At 68.3% G+C, this 19,907-nt stretch carries 21 protein-coding genes; 9 read left to right on the top strand and 12 right to left on the bottom strand.

All coding sequences use genetic code 11. The annotated features are described in order from the left end of the window. Window positions 1–41 precede the first annotated feature (41 nt). A complete protein-coding gene (locus tag AB7E83_RS09465) occupies window positions 42–725 on the top strand; it encodes a DUF938 domain-containing protein (RefSeq protein ID WP_428568257.1) in 684 nt (227 codons plus the stop codon). Here the strand turns inward: AB7E83_RS09465 and AB7E83_RS09460 are convergent. The 3 genes from AB7E83_RS09460 to AB7E83_RS09450 form a co-directional block, all read right to left on the bottom strand. After that, a complete protein-coding gene (locus AB7E83_RS09460) occupies window positions 668–1,135 on the bottom strand; it encodes an SRPBCC family protein (protein WP_428568255.1) in 468 nt (155 codons plus the stop codon). The genes AB7E83_RS09465 and AB7E83_RS09460 overlap by 58 nt on opposite strands. Window position 1,136: 1 nt before the next feature. Then, on the bottom strand, window positions 1,137–1,451 hold the full coding sequence (locus AB7E83_RS09455; protein ID WP_428568254.1) for an ArsR/SmtB family transcription factor: 315 nt from the start codon (window positions 1,449–1,451) through the stop codon (window positions 1,137–1,139). A gap of 137 nt (window positions 1,452–1,588) precedes the next feature. Next, on the bottom strand, window positions 1,589–2,590 hold the full coding sequence (locus AB7E83_RS09450; RefSeq protein WP_428568251.1) for a methyltransferase: 1,002 nt from the start codon (window positions 2,588–2,590) through the stop codon (window positions 1,589–1,591). Window positions 2,591–2,842: 252 nt separating this feature from the next. Between AB7E83_RS09450 and AB7E83_RS09445 the strand changes: the two genes are divergently transcribed. The 3 genes from AB7E83_RS09445 to AB7E83_RS09435 are packed head-to-tail and all read left to right on the top strand — an operon-like array spanning window position 2,843 to window position 5,671. Further along, window positions 2,843–4,165, top strand: coding sequence for a sensor histidine kinase (locus AB7E83_RS09445; RefSeq protein WP_428568248.1), 1,323 nt, complete (start codon window positions 2,843–2,845; stop codon window positions 4,163–4,165). 11 nt (window positions 4,166–4,176) lie between these two features. Beyond that, complete coding sequence (locus tag AB7E83_RS09440) at window positions 4,177–5,295, top strand: sugar ABC transporter substrate-binding protein (RefSeq protein ID WP_428568245.1); 1,119 nt, start codon at window positions 4,177–4,179, stop codon at window positions 5,293–5,295. 13 nt (window positions 5,296–5,308) lie between these two features. After that, entirely contained in the window at window positions 5,309–5,671 is a 363-nt protein-coding gene (locus AB7E83_RS09435; protein WP_428568242.1) for a response regulator, read from the top strand. A gap of 16 nt (window positions 5,672–5,687) precedes the next feature. Here AB7E83_RS09435 and AB7E83_RS09430 read toward each other — a convergent pair whose 3' ends face one another. Both AB7E83_RS09430 and AB7E83_RS09425 read right to left on the bottom strand, forming a co-directional pair. Further along, window positions 5,688–6,908 (bottom strand): D-alanyl-D-alanine carboxypeptidase family protein, encoded by a 1,221-nt coding sequence (locus AB7E83_RS09430; protein ID WP_428568241.1) that lies wholly within the window; start codon window positions 6,906–6,908, stop codon window positions 5,688–5,690. A gap of 95 nt (window positions 6,909–7,003) precedes the next feature. Beyond that, window positions 7,004–7,747, bottom strand: a complete 744-nt coding sequence (locus AB7E83_RS09425) for a glutathione peroxidase (protein WP_428568238.1) — start codon at window positions 7,745–7,747, stop codon at window positions 7,004–7,006. 173 nt (window positions 7,748–7,920) lie between these two features. On the opposite strand from AB7E83_RS09425, the gene AB7E83_RS09420 reads away from it, so the two are divergent. Then, the gene (locus AB7E83_RS09420; RefSeq protein WP_428568236.1) at window positions 7,921–8,379 is read left to right on the top strand and encodes a Zn-ribbon domain-containing OB-fold protein; all 459 of its coding nucleotides are present in this window, start codon (window positions 7,921–7,923) and stop codon (window positions 8,377–8,379) included. Window positions 8,380–8,382: 3 nt separating this feature from the next. After that, window positions 8,383–9,558 carry a thiolase C-terminal domain-containing protein gene (locus tag AB7E83_RS09415; protein ID WP_428568233.1) on the top strand — a complete coding sequence of 392 codons (1,176 nt, stop codon included), beginning with the start codon at window positions 8,383–8,385 and terminating at the stop codon, window positions 9,556–9,558. An 18-nt stretch (window positions 9,559–9,576) separates the two neighbouring features. On the opposite strand, the gene AB7E83_RS09410 is transcribed toward AB7E83_RS09415, so the two are convergent. Continuing rightward, the gene (locus tag AB7E83_RS09410; RefSeq protein WP_428568230.1) at window positions 9,577–10,377 is read right to left on the bottom strand and encodes an IclR family transcriptional regulator; all 801 of its coding nucleotides are present in this window, start codon (window positions 10,375–10,377) and stop codon (window positions 9,577–9,579) included. Window positions 10,378–10,457: 80 nt separating this feature from the next. Here AB7E83_RS09410 and AB7E83_RS09405 point away from each other — a divergent pair, with 80 nt between their 5' ends. Both AB7E83_RS09405 and AB7E83_RS09400 read left to right on the top strand, forming a co-directional pair. Further along, window positions 10,458–11,663: an amidohydrolase family protein gene (locus AB7E83_RS09405; RefSeq protein WP_428568227.1), complete on the top strand. Its 1,206-nt coding sequence runs from the start codon at window positions 10,458–10,460 to the stop codon at window positions 11,661–11,663. Window positions 11,664–11,740: 77 nt separating this feature from the next. Beyond that, window positions 11,741–12,733 (top strand): Bug family tripartite tricarboxylate transporter substrate binding protein, encoded by a 993-nt coding sequence (locus AB7E83_RS09400; protein ID WP_428568224.1) that lies wholly within the window; start codon window positions 11,741–11,743, stop codon window positions 12,731–12,733. A 24-nt stretch (window positions 12,734–12,757) separates the two neighbouring features. Here AB7E83_RS09400 and AB7E83_RS09395 read toward each other — a convergent pair whose 3' ends face one another. After that, window positions 12,758–13,051, bottom strand: a complete 294-nt coding sequence (locus AB7E83_RS09395) for a hypothetical protein (RefSeq protein WP_428568222.1) — start codon at window positions 13,049–13,051, stop codon at window positions 12,758–12,760. A gap of 133 nt (window positions 13,052–13,184) precedes the next feature. Between AB7E83_RS09395 and AB7E83_RS09390 the strand changes: the two genes are divergently transcribed. Next, window positions 13,185–14,879 carry a hypothetical protein gene (locus AB7E83_RS09390; RefSeq protein WP_428568220.1) on the top strand — a complete coding sequence of 565 codons (1,695 nt, stop codon included), beginning with the start codon at window positions 13,185–13,187 and terminating at the stop codon, window positions 14,877–14,879. 12 nt (window positions 14,880–14,891) lie between these two features. Here the strand turns inward: AB7E83_RS09390 and amaB are convergent, their stop codons facing one another. The 5 genes from amaB to AB7E83_RS09365 all read right to left on the bottom strand — a co-directional run bounded on the left by amaB (window position 14,892) and on the right by AB7E83_RS09365 (window position 19,903). Next, window positions 14,892–16,394 carry an L-piperidine-6-carboxylate dehydrogenase gene (gene amaB / locus AB7E83_RS09385; RefSeq protein WP_428568217.1) on the bottom strand — a complete coding sequence of 501 codons (1,503 nt, stop codon included), beginning with the start codon at window positions 16,392–16,394 and terminating at the stop codon, window positions 14,892–14,894. Between the two features lie 2 nt (window positions 16,395–16,396). Continuing rightward, complete coding sequence (gene nudC / locus AB7E83_RS09380; RefSeq protein ID WP_428568215.1) at window positions 16,397–17,233, bottom strand: NAD(+) diphosphatase; 837 nt, start codon at window positions 17,231–17,233, stop codon at window positions 16,397–16,399. Between the two features lie 62 nt (window positions 17,234–17,295). After that, complete coding sequence (locus AB7E83_RS09375; RefSeq protein ID WP_428568212.1) at window positions 17,296–18,498, bottom strand: hypothetical protein; 1,203 nt, start codon at window positions 18,496–18,498, stop codon at window positions 17,296–17,298. Further along, entirely contained in the window at window positions 18,498–19,085 is a 588-nt protein-coding gene (locus tag AB7E83_RS09370; protein ID WP_428568211.1) for a hypothetical protein, read from the bottom strand. The genes AB7E83_RS09375 and AB7E83_RS09370 overlap by 1 nt, the downstream gene beginning before the upstream one ends. Beyond that, entirely contained in the window at window positions 19,082–19,903 is an 822-nt protein-coding gene (locus tag AB7E83_RS09365) for a serine hydrolase (protein WP_428568209.1), read from the bottom strand. Before AB7E83_RS09365 ends, AB7E83_RS09370 begins: the two co-directional genes overlap by 4 nt. Window positions 19,904–19,907 lie beyond the last annotated feature (4 nt).

The following is a 19,907-nucleotide window of genomic DNA, read 5'->3' as shown; positions in this document are numbered from 1 at the left end:
GGAACGTGACGTCGGTCATGGGTGGATTATCCTGAGGTCACATGCCAGCCCTGCCCCACAGCCCCGCCGCCGACCGCAACAAGACGCCGATTCTCGAACAGCTCCGGTCAATTCTCGGAGCGCGCGGCACGGCGCTGGAGATCGCCTCGGGCACGGGTCAACACACGGTCTGGTTCGCCGCCGCGCTGCCGGCGTGGACGTGGCAGCCGACGGACTTCGATCCGGACATGGTGCCCGCCATCGCGGAACGGGTCGCGCAGGCGGGCGTCGACAACGTCCTGCCTCCGCTGCGCCTGGACGTGACGCAGGCCGCGTGGCCGGTGGCGGGGATGTACGACGCGATCTTCTGCGCGAACATGCTGCACATCGCGCCGTGGGCGGCGTGCGAAGGCTTGATGGCGGGCACGGCGCGTCACCTCGCGCCCGGCGGCGTGCTGATCACATACGGTCCCTATTTCGAGCAGGATGTGCCGGCGGCCCCCAGCAATCTCGCTTTCGACGACAGCCTGCGGGCGCGGGATTCGTCATGGGGAATCCGCCACATCGAGGAAGTGACGGCGGAGGCAAGGAAGAACGGGCTCGAACTGGCGCGGCGGATCGCGATGCCGGCGAACAATCTGCTGCTGGTGTTCGACGCGATGCGGGGCGTCCCCCCGCTTCGACACCATCAAGCCGACACGAGCGGCTTCGCGAAAATATCGATGGCGTCGCCGGTCTCGAGATAGGACTTCATGCTGGACAGGACGATCGGCCAGCCCTTGCGGATGCCCTGGTCCATGCCGCTGCCGGCCTGCAGTTCATCGTGGGTGACCGTCAGGCGAACCATTCCCTCGTACTCGACGATGTCGAAGCGCACCCGGCTAAAGGCAGCGGGGTCGTCCTTCTGCGATGCGTTGGCCCAGGTCATGACCAGCGTCGATGGTCGCGAGATTTCGACCACCTTGCCGACAAGCTGCAGCGTTCGCGCGTCGTCGGCGCGAATGTGCTGCCAGTCGGCGCCGGGCGTCCAGGCCGATACGTTCTCGTGGCCCCAGTAGCGTCGCGCCACCTCGGGCCGCACGATGGCATCGAACACTTTTTCGCGCGTCGAACGGATGAACGTCGTGTACACGAACGTCGATGGGGTCGGATTCATATCAGTCACTTTCGATTTCCTTCTTCAGTTGATGGAGCAATCCGAGCCGCTTGCGCTCGAACTTGCGCACCCAGCGCTCGTAGACCTCGTGCAGAGGCACGGGATTGATGTAGTACAGCTTTTCCCGACCCCGCCACACCACGGAGACGAGATTCGCCCCTTCCAGGATTCCGAGGTGCTGCGTGGCCGCCTGGCGCGTCATCTCCAGCTGGCTGCACAACTGACCCAGGGTCTGGCCATTCGCCTCGTACAGGAGGTCCAGGATCCGGGTGCGGGTCGGGTCTCCCAGGGCCTTGAAGACCTGGTCCGGCGTCATCCGGTTCGTGGCACCGGCAGGCTTGCGGAATGCACCGTCGCGCCGCAGGCGCAGCCTCCGGTGAATGTTCGATGGAGCGAGGTCGTCATGCCTCGAATTATGCAGGTAAATACCTGCATGTCAAACCTTCGCCGGAATCAACGCGTCGCGACCAGACCGACCGCCGCGATGCGATCGGCCTGGTCGTAGGGCGGCGCTTCCAGTTCTTCTCCAAATACGTCGGGGTCGATCTCGTCGTACGTCCAGTCGCAGGATGCGGCGCTGAGCAGCGGCTCCACTTCGGCAAGAAACGGGTCCTTGCCGTCCACGATGGCGACGCCGGTGTACAGCAGCAGGCGACCGCCCGGCCTCAGGCGCGCAAGCGATTCGGCAGCGATGCGTACGCCGAGCGCGCGCCCCAGTCCCGCACCGCCGTCGCGGTAAGCACGGCCCCGCGGGTCGGCCATGTAAGGCGGGTTGGAGACGATCAGGTCGAAGTCGCCCGCGACGGATTGCAATGCATCGCCCGGCGCCAGGGTGACCGCCACGCCAGCCGCCGAAGCATTCGCTGCGGTGAACAGCAGTGCCCGGGGGTTGATGTCGTTCATGACCACCTCCGCGCGAATGCCGTGGCGCGCGAGCGCGCGCGCCGCGACGATCCCGCCTGCCCCCGAGCCGCAGCCGACGTCGAGCACGCTATACGACGCGGCGCGCTGGCCGTGCGCCACGGGCGCGTCGGCTTCGAGACGCCGGATGCCCGCATCGATCTCCTGCTCGATGAAACGTGCGAACCGATAAGTGTCCGGACCGAAGAAAACCGCGTCGTCTTCAACCGTGGGATAAGCGGAATGCACGAAGGCGTCTGGCCCGAGCGTCGCGACGCGCACGGCACTGCCGAGCAGCCCGTCACGCACTCGCACCGCGTCGGCGGCCTGCAGCGCCGCAAGGAGTTCGGGTGCAAGCAATTCCCGCTCAAAGGGCAGGCTCCAGCCGAACACGTCCCGCAGGGTTCGCGCACGCGAGTCTGCGTGTCGCGCGAGCACCCGCCGATGCGTGAGCGGCGTGGGTGCGACGAACCGGTAGCCGGTTGCGGCAACGGCGGTCAACAGTGCCCTCAACGCCCCTTGCCGTGCCGGGTCGGCGCCTGGGTCGATCTGCATGTGGGCAAGAATGCCACGACGGCGCTTACGGCTGAGCTCGGGCTCTGTAGGACATCGGCGCATCTTTAGCCGAAGCCTGCATGACGTCTTTCGGTGACCGAACGCACAAAGAAACTCGCCGGTCCTGCAGGGCTGGCCCGCAAACTCAGTATTATCGATAACAGGTCGCCAACATGATGGCGCCTGGAGAAGCATGCGTTTGTTTCTTCCATCCAGCCCGTTGAAAGTTCATCGATGTACGGACGCAGCCGGTTGGCGATTGGCGTTGGCACGGGCCTGACCGTCGGCTTCCTGGCGCTGATCATGATCGTGGGCACCACCCTCTGGCTGGTGGAGCGCGGCAACAGCCTGCTCGAGCAATCGGCGTTGCAGCGCGCGATCCGCATCGCCGCGGTCGAGTTGCGCGACAGCGTGCGCACCGCGGAGTCGAGCCAGCGCGGATTTCTGCTGACCGGCAATCCGATCTACCTGGCCCCTTACGACACGGCCAAGACGCGTGCGCGGCAGGAGCTCGATGCCCTGGTCGGGCTGATCGAGCCGGAGGCCCCCACCCGCGCCATGCTCCCCCGGCTCACCGAAGCGGTGGGCGAGAAGATCGCCGAGATGGACAGCAGCATCGCGCTGAAGAGCGCCGGCCGCGATGCCGACGCGCTGGCCCTGCTCCAGCGAAACCGCGGCAAGATGCTGATGGACGAAATCAACGTCTTTCTCTTCGGCGCCATCCTGGCTTCCGACGAGAACAGCACGCTCAACGGCGTGCAGCAGCAACGCAGCGCCTCGCTGCTGCGCTGGATCTCGGCCGGCGCCGCCGTGGTCATCGTCCTGGTGGTGCTCGCGGTGGTCGTGACGATCTACCGCAGCGGGCGGGCCCTGAAGCTGGCGCGCGACGAAGTGCAGGCCATCAACCTGACGCTGGAAGAGCGGGTGAAGACGCGCACGGCCGACCTGGCCATGGCGCGGGAACGCGCGGAGGTGCTGCTGGCCGAAGTCAACCACCGCGTGGCCAACAGCCTGCAACTCGTGGCGGTGCTGGTGCGGATGCAGCTGCGGTCCGTCACCGACAAGGCGGCCAAGGACGCCCTGGTCGAGACGCAATCGCGCATCAGCGCCATCTCCCTGGTACACAAGAGCCTCTACACCTCCGGCGACGTGACGAGCGTGGCACTCAACGACTATCTGGGCGCGATGCTGGGCAACCTGGAGACGGCGATGAAGAAGGACGGGCACACGGCCTTCCTGAAGTGCGATCTGGAGCCGATTTCGCTGCGCACCGACGCCAGCGTCAGCCTGGGCGTGGCCGTGCAGGAGCTGGTCACCAACGCCTTCAAATATGCCTATCCCGAGGACATGCCCGGCGAGGTGCGGGTGCGGCTGAAGCGACTGGACGACGGCAAGGCCGAACTGACGGTCGAGGACGATGGCGTGGGGATGGCGCAGAACAGCAGTCGTGCGGGTACGGGGTTGGGCAGCAAGATCATCCAGACGATGGCGTCCGCATTGCAGACGCATGTGGAATACATCAACCGCGCGCCCGGCACGGCGGCACGGCTGGTGCTGACGACGGCGAATGCCTGATGGGAGTTGCGATGAGAATTCGCCTGGCCGCGGTGGCGATGCTTGCGCTTCTGATGGAGGCTTCGTTGGCCGCCGGCGCCGAGGGGCTGACCGCGCCGGTCAAGCTGCCTCCCTTCGATGCGGCGCGGGCTGCCTGCAAGGCACCCGTGGGCCTGCAGAAGAAACTCGTCTTCGTGCAGGACAACAAGCGCGAATTCATGCAGGGCGCGGGGCGCGGGCTGGAAGCGGCGGCGCGTGCGCGCGGACTCGCCTACGGCGTTGCCTTCGCCGACAACGACGCTGCGCTGATGACCCGGCAGGTGGGCGGCCTCGCCACCGACAGGACGGGCGCGATCGTGGTGGCGCCGATCGATCCGCCGTCGCTGGCACCGGCGCTGAAGAAGGTCCTCGGCGCGGGCGCCTATGTGGGCGCCATCGTGCCGCCGCCCGCGACGACGATACTCAACGCGCCGCAATATCTGACGGGCAAGGTCCTGGCGGACGCGGCGGAAAACTACATCCGCACGCGGCTGGGCGGGAAGGCGAAGGTCGTGCTGCTCACGCACGACAGCCTGCAATTCCTCGTGCCGCGTTTCACGGCCATGCGCGACACCTTGCGGACCCTGCCGGGCGTGACGATCGTGGCCGACATTTCGCCCGCCACCGTCGACAAGGCGGGCGGCTATCGCACGATGAAGACGATCCTGCTCGCGCAGCCGACGATCGACGTGGTGCTCGGCGCGGACACGGTGGTCCTGGGTGCGCTGGCGGCCTTGCGCGAAGCCGGCAAGGCGCGGCCGGACCAGTTTCTGGGCGGCATCGACGGCGAGCAGGAAGCCGTTGCCGAAATCAGGAAGGGCGGCGGCCCCTACAAGGCGAGCATCAGCCTGGCTTCCTCCATCTTCGGTTATGCCATGGGCCAGCATGCGGCCGACTGGCTGGAGGGAAAGTCCATTCCCCAGGCCATGGACATCCTGCCCAAGGCGCTCACCCACCGGAACATCGCGGACTACGAACGCGATACGGCCAACCCCGGCGCGGTGTATGCCGACCCGGCGCGGCGCGCGGCCTATCTGAAGATGTACGGAAACATCTGCTTCGACACGCGCGAGAATTTCATCAATTTCCCCTGGTCGTCGGAAACCCGATAGCCCGCCCCCATCCATGAGCGCCAACCCCTTCGTCATCCTCTACGTCGAAGACAACGACCTGGTCCGGGAGTCGTTCGCCGAGTTGCTCGCCACGGCGGATCGCCGGGTCGTGCCCGTGGCCGACGGCGCCGGCGCGCGGGCGGCGCTGCGCGAACAGACCGTGGACATGCTGGTGACCGACATCAACCTGCCCGACGGTTCGGGCCTCGACGTGGCGCGCGAAGCACTTGCGCAGAACCCGGCGCTGCCCGTGATCGTCTGCTCCGGCCAGGACGTGAGGGACGTCACCCGGACGCTCGGCCCCACCGCGCACGCGTTGATGAAGCCGTTCGACCTGGACGAACTCGAGGCCCTGGTCGAGCGGCTCGCGCGGTAGGCGACGGCAGTCGCGCTTACTTCCCGAACATTCCGGTCACGCCCTGCCAGGTGCGACGCAGGAAGCCCGCGCGCTCCACGTCCGCCTGCGCGACCAGCGGGGCTTCGCCGAGTGTCTTGCCGTTCGCGGTGGCGACCACCTTGCCGACCACGGCGCCCTTGGCGACCGGCGCCTCGAGGTCCGGCTTCACCTGCACCGCCGTCTGGACCTGCTGGCCGCGCGGCACCGTCACCGACCACGGCGCGGCAATGCCGACGGGCACCGTCTCGACCGTGGCGAAGCGCACCTTGGGCGTCGCGAGCGCCGTGTTGGGCTGCAGGGGCGTCGCCTTCTCGAAGTTGCCGAAGCCCCATCCGAGCAGCGTGCGAGTCTCGTCGGCTCGCGCCTGCGCGCTGCTCGTGTTCAGGATCACGGTGATCAGGCGCATGCCGTTGCGCTTGGCCGACGTCACGAGGCAGTAGCCGGCTTCCGACGTGTGGCCGGTCTTCAGGCCGTCGACGCTGGGGTCCGTGTAGAGCAGCGCATTGCGGTTGCCCTGCTTGATCTTGTTGTATGTGAAGTCGCGCTCGGCATAGAGCGAGTAGTACTCGGAACTGTCGCGAATGATCGCCCGCGCCAGGATCGCGAGGTCGCGCGCGGACGCCTTGTGCGCCGGGTCGGGCAGGCCCGTCGCATTCACGAAATTGGTGTTGGTCATGCCGAGGCGCTTCGCCTCCGCATTCATGAGCTTCGCGAAGCCCTGCTCGCTGCCGCCGCCCATGTGCTCGGCAATGGCCTTGGACGCATCGTTGCCCGACTGGATGATGATGCCGCGCAGCAGGTCGATGACCGTGGCCTGGCTGTTGAGCGGCAGGTACATGCACGACTCGGTGCTCGAGCCGCGGCACCAGGCGTACTGGCTGACCGTCACCAGGTCGTTCTGCTTGAGCTTGCCCGAACGAAGCGCCTGCTCGACCAGGTAGCTGGTCATCATCTTCGTCAGCGACGCGGGCGGCAGCGGCTCATCGGCATTGTTCGAGGCCAGCACTTCGCCGGAGTCGAAATCCATCAGCAGCCAGGCCTTGGCGGGCAGGACGGGCACCCCATTCCCGGGGGCCGCGGCCGGTGCGGCCACCGAGGTCGACGCGGCGGCGGCGGCCGGCTTGGCAGCCTTCGCCGGAGAGGCGGCGTGAGCGGAGAGGGCGCCGGCCGCGAGAGCGGCGGCGAGTGCGAGCGGGAGGAGATGTTTCGTGTTCATGGATACCGGAAGGACTCGCGCATTGTCGTGGATCGCAGCCGCTCGATGCGGCCCGCACTGCATCTTGTTGCAGTTGCCCCGACGGTCGCGTGGCCTCATCCGCGCCGCTGCGCCACCCACTTCTCCACCGCGTCGCTGCCGCCGATCAGTTCGCCATTGACGAACATCTGCGGCACCGTGCCCGCCTTGGCGATCGCGCCGAGCGCGCGGGTGCGGATGCTGTGCGGCAGCGGCACTTCGGCATAGGTGACGCCCGCATCGTCGAGCAGCTTCTTGGCCTTCGCGCAGAACGAACAGCCTTCACGCGTGAGCAACGCCACGCGGTCCGGCTCGTGCGCGTCCTTGTTCACGTAATGCAGAAGCGTGTCGGCGTCCGACACCTTGAACGGGTCGCCGGGCTCCTCGGGCTCGACGAACATCTTCTCGACGACGCCGTCGCGCACGAGCATGGAATAGCGCCACGAGCGCCGGCCGAAGTTCAGGTCGCTCTTGTCGACGAGCATGCCCATCTGCTCGGTGAACGCGCCGTTGCCGTCGGGCAGCATGAAGACGTCGTCGCACTCCTGGCTCTTCGCCCACTCCTCCATCACGAAGGGGTCGTTGACGGCGATGCACACGATCTGGTCGACGCCGTTGTCGCGGAAGGTCGGCGCAAGCTCGTTGAAGCGCGGCAGGTGCGTGCTCGAGCACGTGGGGGTGAACGCACCGGGCAGAGAGAATACGGCGACGGTGCGACCCTTGAACAGTTCGTCGGACCCGATCTCCTTCCACTCGTTGTCCTTGCGGTAGCGGAACTTGACCTGGGGGACGGGCTGGCCTTCGCGGATCGGCTGTGGCATGGCAGGGCTCTCGTGAGTTGACGATCCCCCGATCTTGCCTTGCCGCGCCTCGTCCGTGTTGTCGCCCGCGTTGCGCCCGCGGTGTCGCCGTGCCGTTGCCAATTGGTTCACATCCTGAACTTTCCGTGCGGCCGCGCGTTGGCAAGCGCGCCCGCGGACTCGACAATCCGCGCGTGAGCACCATCCCATCCCTCGCCCGCCCCATCCCCGTGCCGAGCCCGCTGACCCAGCCTTTCTGGGACGCCGCCCGCGCCGGCCGCCTCGAAATCCAGCGCTGCGAAAGCTGCGCGAAGTACACGCACCCGCCCGCGCCCTTCTGCATCCGCTGCTCGGGCCGGCTCGCGTTCACGCCCGTGAGCGGCAGGGGCACGGTGCGCGCCTGCACCGTCATGCACAACCCGAGCGTGCTGGCGCTGCGCGACGCGGTGCCCTACACGGTCATCGTGGTCGAGCTCGACGAGCAGGACGACGTGCTGCTCGTGTCCAACCTGCCGGAGCACGCGAGCGGCGAGCCGGTGATCGGCAAGCCGGTCGAGGTGTGGTTCGAGCCCATCGGCGACGGCATGTCGCTGCCCCAGTTCCGGCTGGCGGGTTCGGCGTCGTCGCCGACGAACGCAGCGAAGGGAGCCTGAACGATGCGCAACGATGTCGCCCTCGTGGACGTCTGCTATTCGCAGGCCACGCGCCACGGCAACCAGTCCCTCGGCGAGCTCGCGCTCGACGCCTGCCGCAAAGTCATCGCAAGCTCGGGCCTGCGCGTCGAGGACATCGACGGGATCTGCAACTACCCCAGCCCCTCGCGCATCGGCGCGGGCAGCCAGGACGGCGTCGATTTCGTCGGCGTCGATTTCATCTCGCGCGGCCTGCAGCTGACCAACCTGCGCTGGGAAGCCTCGATCACCGACGGAACCATCGCCGCGTGCGTCGTGCAGGCCATGAATGCGATTGCCGCAGGCACCTGCGAGACGGTGCTTGTCTGGCGCGGCATGCACCATCCGCAAGGCAAGTTCGGCGCGTTCACGAGCACGCACGTGCCGGGCGCCGCGCAGTTCGAGGCGCCCTACGGCCTCGCGAGCTACGTCATGAACTTCGCGTTCGCGTATTCGGAGTACATGGCGAAGTACGGCGCGAAGCGCGAGCACCTCGGCACCTACGTCGTCAACAGCCGCCTCAACGGCAGCATCAACCCCGACTCGATCTTCTTCGGCAAGCCGCTCACCATGGAGCAGTACATGGCGGCGCGCATGATCGCCGAGCCGCTGTCGCTGCTCGACTGCGACATGCCGGTGGATTGCTGCGGCGCGATCATCGTGACGACGGCCGAACGCGCGAAGGACCTCTGCGCGAAGCCGGTCCACATCGTCGGCGGCGCGACGGGCGGCTCGCGCCTGCACCACTCGCCCATCATCACGCTCGATGCCCATCGCCAGAGCGGCCAGGTCGTCGCGAACGCGCTGTGGAAGAACACGGGCCTGAGCGCGAAGGACATGGACTTCGCGAACCTGTACGACGGCTTCGCCTACTTCATCTACATGTGGCTCGAGCTGCTCGGCTTCTGCAAGTACGGCGAGGCCTTCGAGTACATCCAGGACGGACGCATCGCGCTCGAGGGCGCGATGCCGCTCAATCCGTCCGGCGGCGCGGCGGGCATGGGCCGGCTGCACGGCACGCCGCACCTGTTCGAAGCGGTGCTGCAGCTGCAGGGACGCGCGGGCGAGCGGCAGTTGCGCAAGGCGAACACGACGGTCGTCACGACCGGGTCACCCTGCACGCACAACGGCGTGCTGGTGCTGAGCAACGCGTGGCCCTGAGGGTCCGCACTGTCTGTTCTAGCCGGCGAGCTGCGCGAAGGGCGCCGCAGCCTGCCGCAGCAGCGGCAGCATGGCGTGCAGGTCGGCCGCCGAATAGTCGTCGACCGACCCCGACGCGATGATGGATCCCAGCGGCGCGCCGGGCGGGCCGAAGGGCACCGCCATGGAATGGATGCCGCGCCACATCACGCCCTCGCTGAACGCGTAGCCCTTGCCCGCGCTCGCATCCAGCAGCGTCTGCACCAGCGCCATGTGTCCCTCGCCGAGGTTCGCGAGCATGGGAAGGTTGCGCGCGCGGATGGCTCGCGCCTCATGCGCGGGCAGCTCGGCGACGATGCAGATGCCGGCGATGCCGGCCAGCAGCGGCACGCGCTTGCCGATTCGCGGCCGCGATGCCTCGGTGATGTGCGACGCCGTGCCGCCGCGCGCCACGCACACGCTGTCGTCCCCGCTGCGCAGCGACGAGGAGATCGCCACGAGCTTCGGCAGTTCGCGCGTGAGCCGGCGCACCATGGCCCGGATGGCCTGGCCCAGCTCGACGCTCGCCGTGACGCTGAGGGCCAGTTCGTAGTTCATCGGCCCGAGCACGTAGCGCCGGTCGGAGCCTCTCTGCTGCACGAGCCGCTCCTCGACCAGGCACTTCAGGAGACGGTGCACCGTGCCCCGGTCGAGCCCGCAATGCTGCGCCAGATCCTGCAGCCGCCAGCCGGTGGCGCCGCGGGTCGCGAGCTCACGCAGCAGGAAGACCGCGCGCTCGACGCTCTGCGTGCCGGAGCGGCTTGCGGCGGGACCTGGGACGGGGTCGGTTTTCGTTCGCATGGTGAACTATCGACATTCTCCCCCATTGGCGTTTCGCCCGGGCGCGCCCAGAATTCACCCACACACCGCAGGAGCACCCCATGAGCATCGCAGCCCGTTACCACGTCGTCGACGCCGACACGCACATCATCGAACCGCCGGACCTCTGGACCTCGCGCCTGCCGGCGAAGTGGAAACTGCACGGCCCCCACGTCGCCATCGACAAGCGCGGCATCCCGCGCTGGCAGATGGGCGAGCACCGCATGCCGCCGGTCGCTTCCGTCGCCTTCGCCGGCTGGAAGGATTTCCCGCCGAACCATCCGCCCACGCTGGAAGATGCCGACCCCGGCAGCTGGCAGGCGAAGCAGCGCCTCGAGCGCATGGACGAGTACGGCGTGTACGCGCAGGTGCTCTACCCCAACCTCATCGGCTTCCAGAGCGAAGCGTTCATGACGATGGAGGACAAGGAACTGGGCCTCGCCTGCGTGCGTGCCTACAACGACTTCCTGATCGACTTCGCCGAGCCGGCGCCGGACCGCTTCATCGGCATCGGCTGGCTGCCCTTCTGGAACATGGAAGAGTCGATCAAGGAGCTCAAGCGCTGCGCGAAGATCGGCATCAAGGGCATCATCCTCAGCAACGACTTTCCCGCGGTCGGCCTGCCCCCGATCTACGACGAGCACTGGTTCCCGATCTTCGAGCTGTGCCAGGAGTTCGGCTTCTCGATCAACTTCCACATCGGCTTCGCCGACAAGACGACCGAGGAAATGCGCAAGTTCCAGAAGCGCGTGGGCTCAGACAAGGTGCAGTACGTGAAGGAAAGCGCGATGCTCATGATGGGCAACGCGAACTCCATCGCCGACGTGATCCTGGGCGGGCTGTGCGAGAAATTCCCGCGCCTGAACTTCGTGTCCGTCGAGAGCGGCGCGAGCTGGGTGCCCTGCTTCATGGAGTCGCTCGACTGGCAGTGGAAGAACGCGGGCGCGGCCAGGATGTTCCCCGAGCGCATGCTGCCCAGCGAATACTTCCGCCGGCAGGTGTACGGCTCGTTCTGGTTCGAACACGAGCTGCTCAAGCGGACCATCGAGCTCTACCCGGACAACTTCATGTTCGAGACCGACTACCCGCACCCGACCAGCCTGTCCCCCGGACCGGCTTCGTACGCGGACGTGCCGAGCGTCTACATCGACCGCGAGCTGGCCGGCCTGAAGGAGGAGCACATCCGCAAGGTGCTGCACGGCAATGCCGCGCGGGTGTATGGACTGAAGTTCCCGGCATTGCGGGAACAGTTTGCCAAGGCGGCTTGACAGAAGTCCGCGTGGCCGCTCAGGATGGAATCGGGAAAAAGGTTCCATCCCAGCCAACACGACAGGAGACACGTCAAATGATGCAGATGTCACGCCGTAACGGGTTCCGGCTCCTCGCGGGCGCCGCCGCCGCGCTCGCGTTCGCCGCGGGTCCGGCCGCCGCGCAGGAGTGGCCGACGCGCCCGGTGAAGATCGTGATCGCGGTCGGCCCCGGCTCGACCGGCGACCTGATCGCCCGCACGCTCGCGCCCAAGCTCGAGGCGGTGTGGAAGCAGCCCGTCATCGTCGAGAACCGGCCCGGCGCGGGCGGCATCGTCGGCACCGAGCACGTGGTGAACGCGACGGACGGCCACACGCTGCTCTTCGCGTCCACCAGCTCGATGCTGCCGAAGTTCACGGCCAAGGCCTTGCGCTTCGACCCGTACGCGGACCTCGTGCCGGTGTACAAGTTCATCGAGTACCAGCACATCCTCACGACGAACGCCGAGACCGCGAAGAAGGCGAAGACGCTGCGCGAGTTCGTGGCGCTTTCGAAAACCGCGCCGGTGTTCTTCGCCGGCATCGGGCCGACCTCGGTGTACAACGGCACGCTGGCCGTCGTGAACAAGTCGATGGGCGTGAAGTACTCGACGGTGGACTTCAACAGCGTCTCGGCGATGAATCTCGCGCTGATGCGCAACGACGCGCAGTTCGCCATCAACACGCCGAGCGCGGTGCTGAGCCAGATCGAGGCCGGCCAGTTGGCGGCGTACGCCGTGATCGGCACCGAGCGCTACGCGAAGCTGCCCAACGTCCCCACGCTCGCGCAGGCGGGCGTCGGCTTCAACGGCTACATCCCCATGATCTGGGGCGGCTTCATGGCGCCGAAGAACATGCCGGCGGGTTCGGTCGAGCGCATCGCGCGCGACGTGCTCGCGATCGCCAGCGACCCCTCGACCACCGATCCGCTCGAGGCGCGCTTCAGCGGCAAGGTGCAGAAGTCGTCGCCGGCGCAGTTCGCCAAGGAAAACATCGAAGAGGGCAACGTCTGGAAGGAGCTCTTCCAGTCGATGAATTTCAAGCCGGAGTGACCGGTCGCGCAGTTCGCCCCCGCATCAGGGCGACGCGCGCCTGATCTCGACGAGGACGTTGTCGCGCCCGACGCGCTCGGCGCGGAATTCCACCTTCATGCCCTTCGCGATGTCGCCCGGCACGGCGACGTCGGCGATGCGGTAGGCGAGGGTCGAGAACGGGAGCTTGCTGCCCACCACGATCTTGATGTGGGCGTAATCGTGGCCGTCGTGGCGCGACGTGCCACGGAACTCGCCGCGGGTGTAGACGACGTCGGCCGCGGACGCGGCGAAGGCCGTCGTCACGCCAAGGAGGATCGGCAACAGGGAGCGCAACATGCCGCCAGCATACCCAAGCTCGCCGGACGGCGTGCGCTTGCGACTACAGTGCGGCCATGACCCACGCGCGGCCGTTTCCCGACCTCGACACCCCCGCCCGCGTCGATGCACGGCGGCAAGCTGAAGCACCCCGATGAGCATTGCGGCAACCCCGGCCCGGCGACTGCTGTGGGTCTTTCTTTCCATCCTTTCGCTGACGCTGATCCTGGCGGCCGCCGAGCTCGCGAGCCAGGGCTTCCTGCGGGCGAAGCAGCAGCTGCAAACGCTGTCGCAGGCGCAGGGCACGTTGCCGCGACTCGCGGCGGACGAGGTGGCGCAGGCGACGCATCGGGTTCAAAGCCTCCGCACTGCGCCCGCGGACGCCCTTCGCGCGCGCATCGCCGAGCTCGACCGGCAGTTGTCGCAGCACGCCGGCCAACCCGCATTGCGCACGCTGCCTTCGCACCAGATCGCCCTCCTGGCACTGCGCGGCCAGCTCCTGGACCGCATCCGCACGGAAGTGCAGGTCGAACTGTGGAGGCAGGAGCTCTCGTATCTGGAGAAGCTCGCGCAGGCCGGGCGCTTCCGCAACGATGCGGATCGACTTGCCGCGCTCGTGCGCGAGCGGGATGCGGCGTACGCGGATCGCGAGGCAAAGGAAACCGTGTATCGGGAAGCGCGTAGCCGCCTGGGTGCGGTCGAACGCGCGATGGGGTTCATGCTGCGCAACCCCCGGGCGCAGGAAGCCGAAGCACGCAAGCAGGACTGGTACGAAGCGATCCTCCGCCACCGCGACCTGCACGAGCGCACCGAGGCGCTGCGCAAGGCCCTGCTGCAGCATCCCGGCCGCGCGGACCCGGGCCTGTTCGCGCCGTCCCTGGAGGCCGTGACGTCGACGCTGCGGCAGGCGCTCGACGGCGCATCCGCCGCCATCGAGGATGAAATCGCGTCCAACTGGCTGCATCGGCTCGCCCAGGCCTGGTCGCCCTACCTGCTCCAGGCCACCGCCACAGTGGCGTCCATCGTGGCGCTCTACGTCGCCTGGAAGGCGCTGTTCTTCTTCGTCGTCGCACCCTGGGTCTCGCGTCGGCCGCCCATCCGCATCGAGACGGGCCGCGGCGACGACACCGACACGCAGGAACGCGCGATCTCGCCTTCCGCCGTCTCGCAGCGCGTGGCGCTCGCGCCGGGCCAGGAACTGCTGATCAAGGACCCGTACCTGCAGGACTCGCCCGCGGACGCCCGCGCGAGCACCCGCGCGCTGCTCAGCTCCGCCTACCCGATCGCATGTCTCGCGGCGGGCATGTTCGGCCTGACTCGCGTGAAGGCGGACGCAGCCGGCCTCACCGTCACCGTGTCCTCGACCGTCGACCCGCTCGACGAACTCGCGCTCGTGTCGCTGTCGCGCACGAACGGACTGGTGCTCCTGCCGCGCTTCCTCGTCGCGGTCGTGCAGGACGTCGATGCGCCCATCGCGATCCGGAGTGTCTGGCGCCTGGGGAGCCTGCAAGCGTGGCTCACCTTCCAGTTGCGCTACCTCGTGTTCACCGGAGCGGGCGCGGTGATCGTGCGCGGCTGCCGCGGCGTGCGCGTCGAGCGGCCCGACGCGCAGCGGCGGATCGCGCAATCGGCAACCATCGGGTTCGACGCCGGGCTGGACTATGCGAACCGCAGGACCGAAACCTTCCTGCCTTACCTGCTCGGCATGAAGCCGCTTTTCCACGACGCCTTCGCGGGCCGCGGCGTCTATGCCTACCAGGAAGTGCCGGCGTCGCGCGGTGCGCCGGGCCGCGCGGAGGGTCGCCTGATGGGCGTGCTCGATACGCTGCTCAAGCCCTTCGGGATCTGAGCGCGCGCGGCCTCAGACGTCGAACCGCACGCCCTGCGCCAGCGGCAGATCGCGCGAGTAGTTGACGGTGTTCGTCGCCCGCCGCATGTAGTTGCGCCAGGCATCCGAGCCCGACTCGCGGCCGCCCCCGGTCTCCTTCTCGCCGCCGAACGCGCCGCCGATCTCCGCGCCCGACGTGCCGATGTTCACGTTCGCGATGCCGCAGTCCGAGCCGCGCTGCGACAGGAACCATTCGGTTTCGCGCACGTCGTTGCTGAAGATCGAGGACGACAGGCCCTGCGGCACGTCGTTCTGCAGGGCGATCGCCTCTTCGAACCGGCCGTACGTCATCACGTAGAGGATGGGGGCGAAGGTCTCCCTGCGCACCGTCTCCGTCTGCGCAGGCATCTCCACGATCGCGGGGCGCACGTAGTACGCGTGGGGATGCGCATCCTGCAACAGACGATCGCCGCCCGTGACCGTGCCGCCTTCCGCACGAGCCGCACGCAGCGCCTCCTGCATGCGCTCGAAGCTGCCGGCGTCGATGAGCGGGCCGACCAGCGTTCCGGGGTCCAGCGGGTTGCCGACCGGCAGTCCCGCATAGGCCTTCTTCAATCGCGCGAGCAGTGCATCCTTCACGCTCTCATGCACGATGAGCCGCCGGGTCGTCGTGCAGCGCTGCCCGCAGGTACCGGCGGCGGCGAAGACGATGCCGCGCACGGCAAGGTCGAGGTCGGCCGTCGGCGCGACGATCACCGCGTTGTTGCCGCCGAGTTCGAGCAGGACGCGGCCGAAGCGCCGCGCGACGCGCGGACCGATCTCGCGGCCCATGCGCGTGCTGCCGGTCGCGGAAACGAGCGCGACGCGTTCATCGTCGGCCAGCGCCTCGCCCGCGTCGCGCCCGCCCACGAGCACCTGCGACAGGTGCGGCGGCGCGTCCGCGCCGAAGCGCGCGACGGCGCGCCCGACGATGGCCTGGCAGGCGAGCGCCGACAGCGGCGTCTTCTCCGAAGGCTTCCACACGACCGGGTTGCCGCACACGAGCGCGAGGGCCGAGTTCCACGCCCAGACCGCGACGGGGAAATTGAAGGCGCTGATGACGCCGACCACGCCGAGCGGATGCCACGTTTCCATCATGCGGTGGCCCGGCCGCTCCGATGCGATCGTGAGCCCGTACAACTGGCGCGACAGGCCGACCGCGAAGTCGCAGATGTCGATCATCTCCTGCACTTCGCCCAGGCCCTCGGACAGGATCTTGCCGGTCTCGAGCGAGACGAGGCGGCCGAGCGCCTCCTTCTCCGCGCGCAGTTCCTCGCCGAGCAACCGCACGAGTTCGCCGCGGCGCGGCGCGGGCACGTCGCGCCAGGCGAGGAAGGCGGCCCGCGCGCGGGCGACGGCCTCGCCGGCTTCGGCCGCCCCCTGCACGTCCACGCGCGCGATCTCCGCGCCGTCGATGGGCGATACGACGCGAAGCGCACCGGCTTCACCGGCGGACTTCAGGCCGAAATGCGACAGGAGCGAAGCCACCGTCGACATGCTCATCTCCCGGCGGCGGCGCGGCCCGGCAGGTTGCTGCGAATCAGTTCGCCCGAAATGGACACGCCGGTCGCGAACGGCGGCAGCTCGTCGCTGGGGCCGAACCAGTGGGCTTCGGCGATCTCGCTCGTGTCCACCGTGATCTCGCCGCTGTCGTACTCGGCGGTGAAGGCGATCATGAGCGAGTGCGGGAACGGCCACGACTGGCTGCCGAAGTAGCGCAGGTCGCGCACGCGCAGTCCCACTTCCTCGAACACCTCGCGGTGGACCGCGTCCTCGATCGACTCGCCCGCCTCGAGGAAGCCGGCCAGCGCGCTGAACCGGCCGCCGGGCGCGAGCACGTTGCGCGCGAGCAGGATCGAATCGCCCTTCTTCACGAGCACCATCATCGCGGGCGAAATGCGCGGATACGCCGAGTGGCCGCACTGCGTGCAGCGCATGCAGCGCTCGCCCGGCAAGGCCTCCATCGCGCCGCCGCACGCGCCGCAGAAGCGATGCGTGCGGGCCCACTCGGCGATCTGGAATGCGCGGCCCGCGACCGACGCCACCTGCATGTCGATGGCGCCGAAAAGCGAGCGCAGCGGCTTGAAGACGTAGCCATGGCCGGGCGGCGGCGCGGCGGGGTCGGTCCATACCGCACGGCAGTAGTGTTCGCCCAGCAGCCCCACGGGACGGGCATCGGCCAGCGCGATGCCGAGGACCGCGCAAGCGGTCGCGTCGGGCAGGTTCAGGTCGTCCTCACGGACGAGGAGCGCCCCGCCGCGGAAGACGAAGATGTGTTCGGAAGCGCCGGCTTGCGGCGCGTGCAGCGGGACGAAATTCGGCGGCGTGACGAGCATGGCCGATCATAGATCGGCAGGCGAAAACACGTCCTACGGGCCTCGACGAGCTGCAGCCTCCCTTAGCGCTCCCATTGCGCCAGTCGGGGAACGAGGTCGTCGATGGCGATCACCGTGCGGCCGCCCTCCTCGCGTTCGAACGCAATGGCCGACCAGCCGCTCATGCCGATCGGCAGCAGGCGCTCGCCATTCACCTGCAGGGGCTGGCCCGAGAGCGCGCGAATCACCACGCGCTCGTAGCGCGAACGCGCGAGTCGCGCGGACGGCGCATGCGCGTCCCATGCACACAGTCGGCCGATGTCCTCGTAGGCCGCGGGTCGCGCGGGCGAATCGAGCAGGGAAGGAACATGCCCGCGCATCACCGCGACCAGCAGGCGCCGGGTGGAAGGATCCGCGATGCGGCCGATGGGCCGCCAGAAACGGCGCGCGATGCGTGCGGCGATGGCTCGCAGGCTCAGCTCGCCGTGCCGCTCGGTGGGCCAGCGGTCGAGGTCCACATCGCATTCGAACGGGTTGTTCGCATAGCAGGTGAAGCGCGCGAGCCAGCCTTTGCGCGACGTGTGCGGCATCGGCGCGAACTCGCGGATGACGGGAATGTCGTGCTTCGCGAGTTCGCCCAGGTCGTAACTCGGCCACGCCATCACTTCACGCGCGATGCCCACGATCAGCGTCGCCGCCGCGATCATCAGCGCCGCATCGGGCGTGAAGTCCGACGTGATCTCGATGCGGTCCTTGCGCGGCCGCACGCCCACGCCGGTCGATTGCCGGTTGGTCGCGAGCAGCATCACCGGCGCGGGCAGGATGTGCGCGAGCAGCAGCGCCAGCTTCTCGATCGTGCGGCCGTTCGCCGCCTCGCCCGGAGGCAGGTCGAACGACACGTTGAAGTGCGCGCTGAAGCCGACAAGCCGCGTGCGGCGCCCATGGCGCGCGTCCCACGCATCGAGCTCGCCGCGGATGAACTGCAGGGCCTCCCACAATGAGCGGCCCGCGCGCGCGGCGCATCCGCGCTCCAGTTCCACCACCGGCGTCGCCACCTCGATCACGCCCGTGTCGAAGTACACGGCGCCGCCGGTGGGCAGCTGGTAGGACGTCCCCTCCCGATGCACCAGCCGCCCGCGTATGAAATCGCGCGGACTGCCGAAGAGGTCCTCCGGCCGCGTCGGCACGTCGTCGAGCATCAACGAACATTCGGCCTCCAGCCCCATCGCAGCGAGCCGCAGTCGATCGGGTGCGCAGGGATGTTCCCGCTTCTTCGCATCCGCCATCAGCCGGTCTCCTTCACGGGATCGAACACCGTGTAGCCGATGTCGATGTGCAGGTGGTCGTCGGCCTGGCCGTCCTCGTGGCCGAACGGCCGCACCCAAGCGCCGGGACTGACGTCGCGCGCAATGGCGGCGTACTTCTCGATCTCGTCCCGCGTGTCGAGGAAGGTGTTGCCCACGCGGTAGATGTTCGCCGCCGTGCCCCAGCAGTGGCGGGACGCGTGGCGCGTCAAGGCATGAGCGGGGGAGCGATAGCCGCCGTTCGCCGCCACGTGGACGGTGGTCCCGACCTCGACGCGCAGCAGTTCCAGCGCCGCCGCGAGCAGCACGAGCGCGCAGGGCACGTAGCGCGGGAAGGTGCGCAGCAGCATCGCCTCGCGCACGTCGACGCCGATCAGCTCCCACAGCTTGAAATGCGGCGTGAGCTCGAGTTCGAGCGCCTGGTTCCACGAGTCGATGCGCAGGAAGGACGCGGGCAGGACGCGCGCGGTGCCCGCGCGGTCGAACAGCGTCTCGCCGGGGCGCAGCACGGCCCGCATCTCACGCGGAAGTTCGTCGGCATGCACGACGGGAAGCGGCAGCCGGCTCACGATACGTCCGCCGTCATGTGCCGGTAAACCGCCCGCGAGATCTTCGCGATCGTTTCCTGCCGCCCGCCGGTTTCCGGCGCCCACTCGGTCAGGATCGCGACCACGTAGGGCGCGCGCCCTTCGAGGTAGACGATGCCCGCGTCGTGCGCGATGGTGGAGATCTCGCCCGTCTTGTGCGCGACGCGCGCCTCGGGCGGCAGCCCGGCGGGAATGCCGCTGCGAAAACGCTGCTTGTGCAGGATGTCGAGCATCGCTTCGCTCGCCTGGGGCGAGATGGCCTTGCCCGCCTCGATCAGGCGAAGCGCGTCGCACAGCCCGGCGGCGGTCACGCGGTTGTTCAGCCCGGCCTCCCACGCCGCCTCGTCCTCCACGCCGCGCTGCAGGTCGATGCCTTCGAGATGCAGTTGCTGCAAGGCGGCCCGCGCCGCGTCCACGCCGACGAGATCGAGCAGCAGGTTGGTCGCGAGGTTGCTGCTCGTCACGATCATGTGCTCGGCAAGCTGATGCACGGTGAGCATGCGGCCGAGCGCCGCATGCACTTCGGGATTCGCATCGCGGTCCTCGCCCACGCGGAAGGGCTTGCCGTCGGCCATGCCGGTGAAGCGGTTGCGCACATGAACGCGCGAGTGCCCGGCGAAGCGGCCTTGCCCGATCGCCTCGTACACCCCCAGCAGCACGGGCACCTTGATCGTGCTGGCGGCGTGGAACCAGCGCTCGGCATCGAGCGACCACGCGGCGTGGCTCGCGAAGTCGTAGGTGGCGACCGCAATGGCGGAAGCACCGGCGTGTTCACCGATGCCCACAAGCGTGTCGCCCAAGGCT

This window comes from Ramlibacter sp. (assembly GCF_050250995.1).
In the GTDB taxonomy this organism is placed as follows: domain Bacteria; phylum Pseudomonadota; class Gammaproteobacteria; order Burkholderiales; family Burkholderiaceae_C; genus Ramlibacter.
The sequence above is the reverse complement of the archived record's forward strand: the minus strand, read 5'-3'. Positions and strand labels throughout refer to the sequence as shown.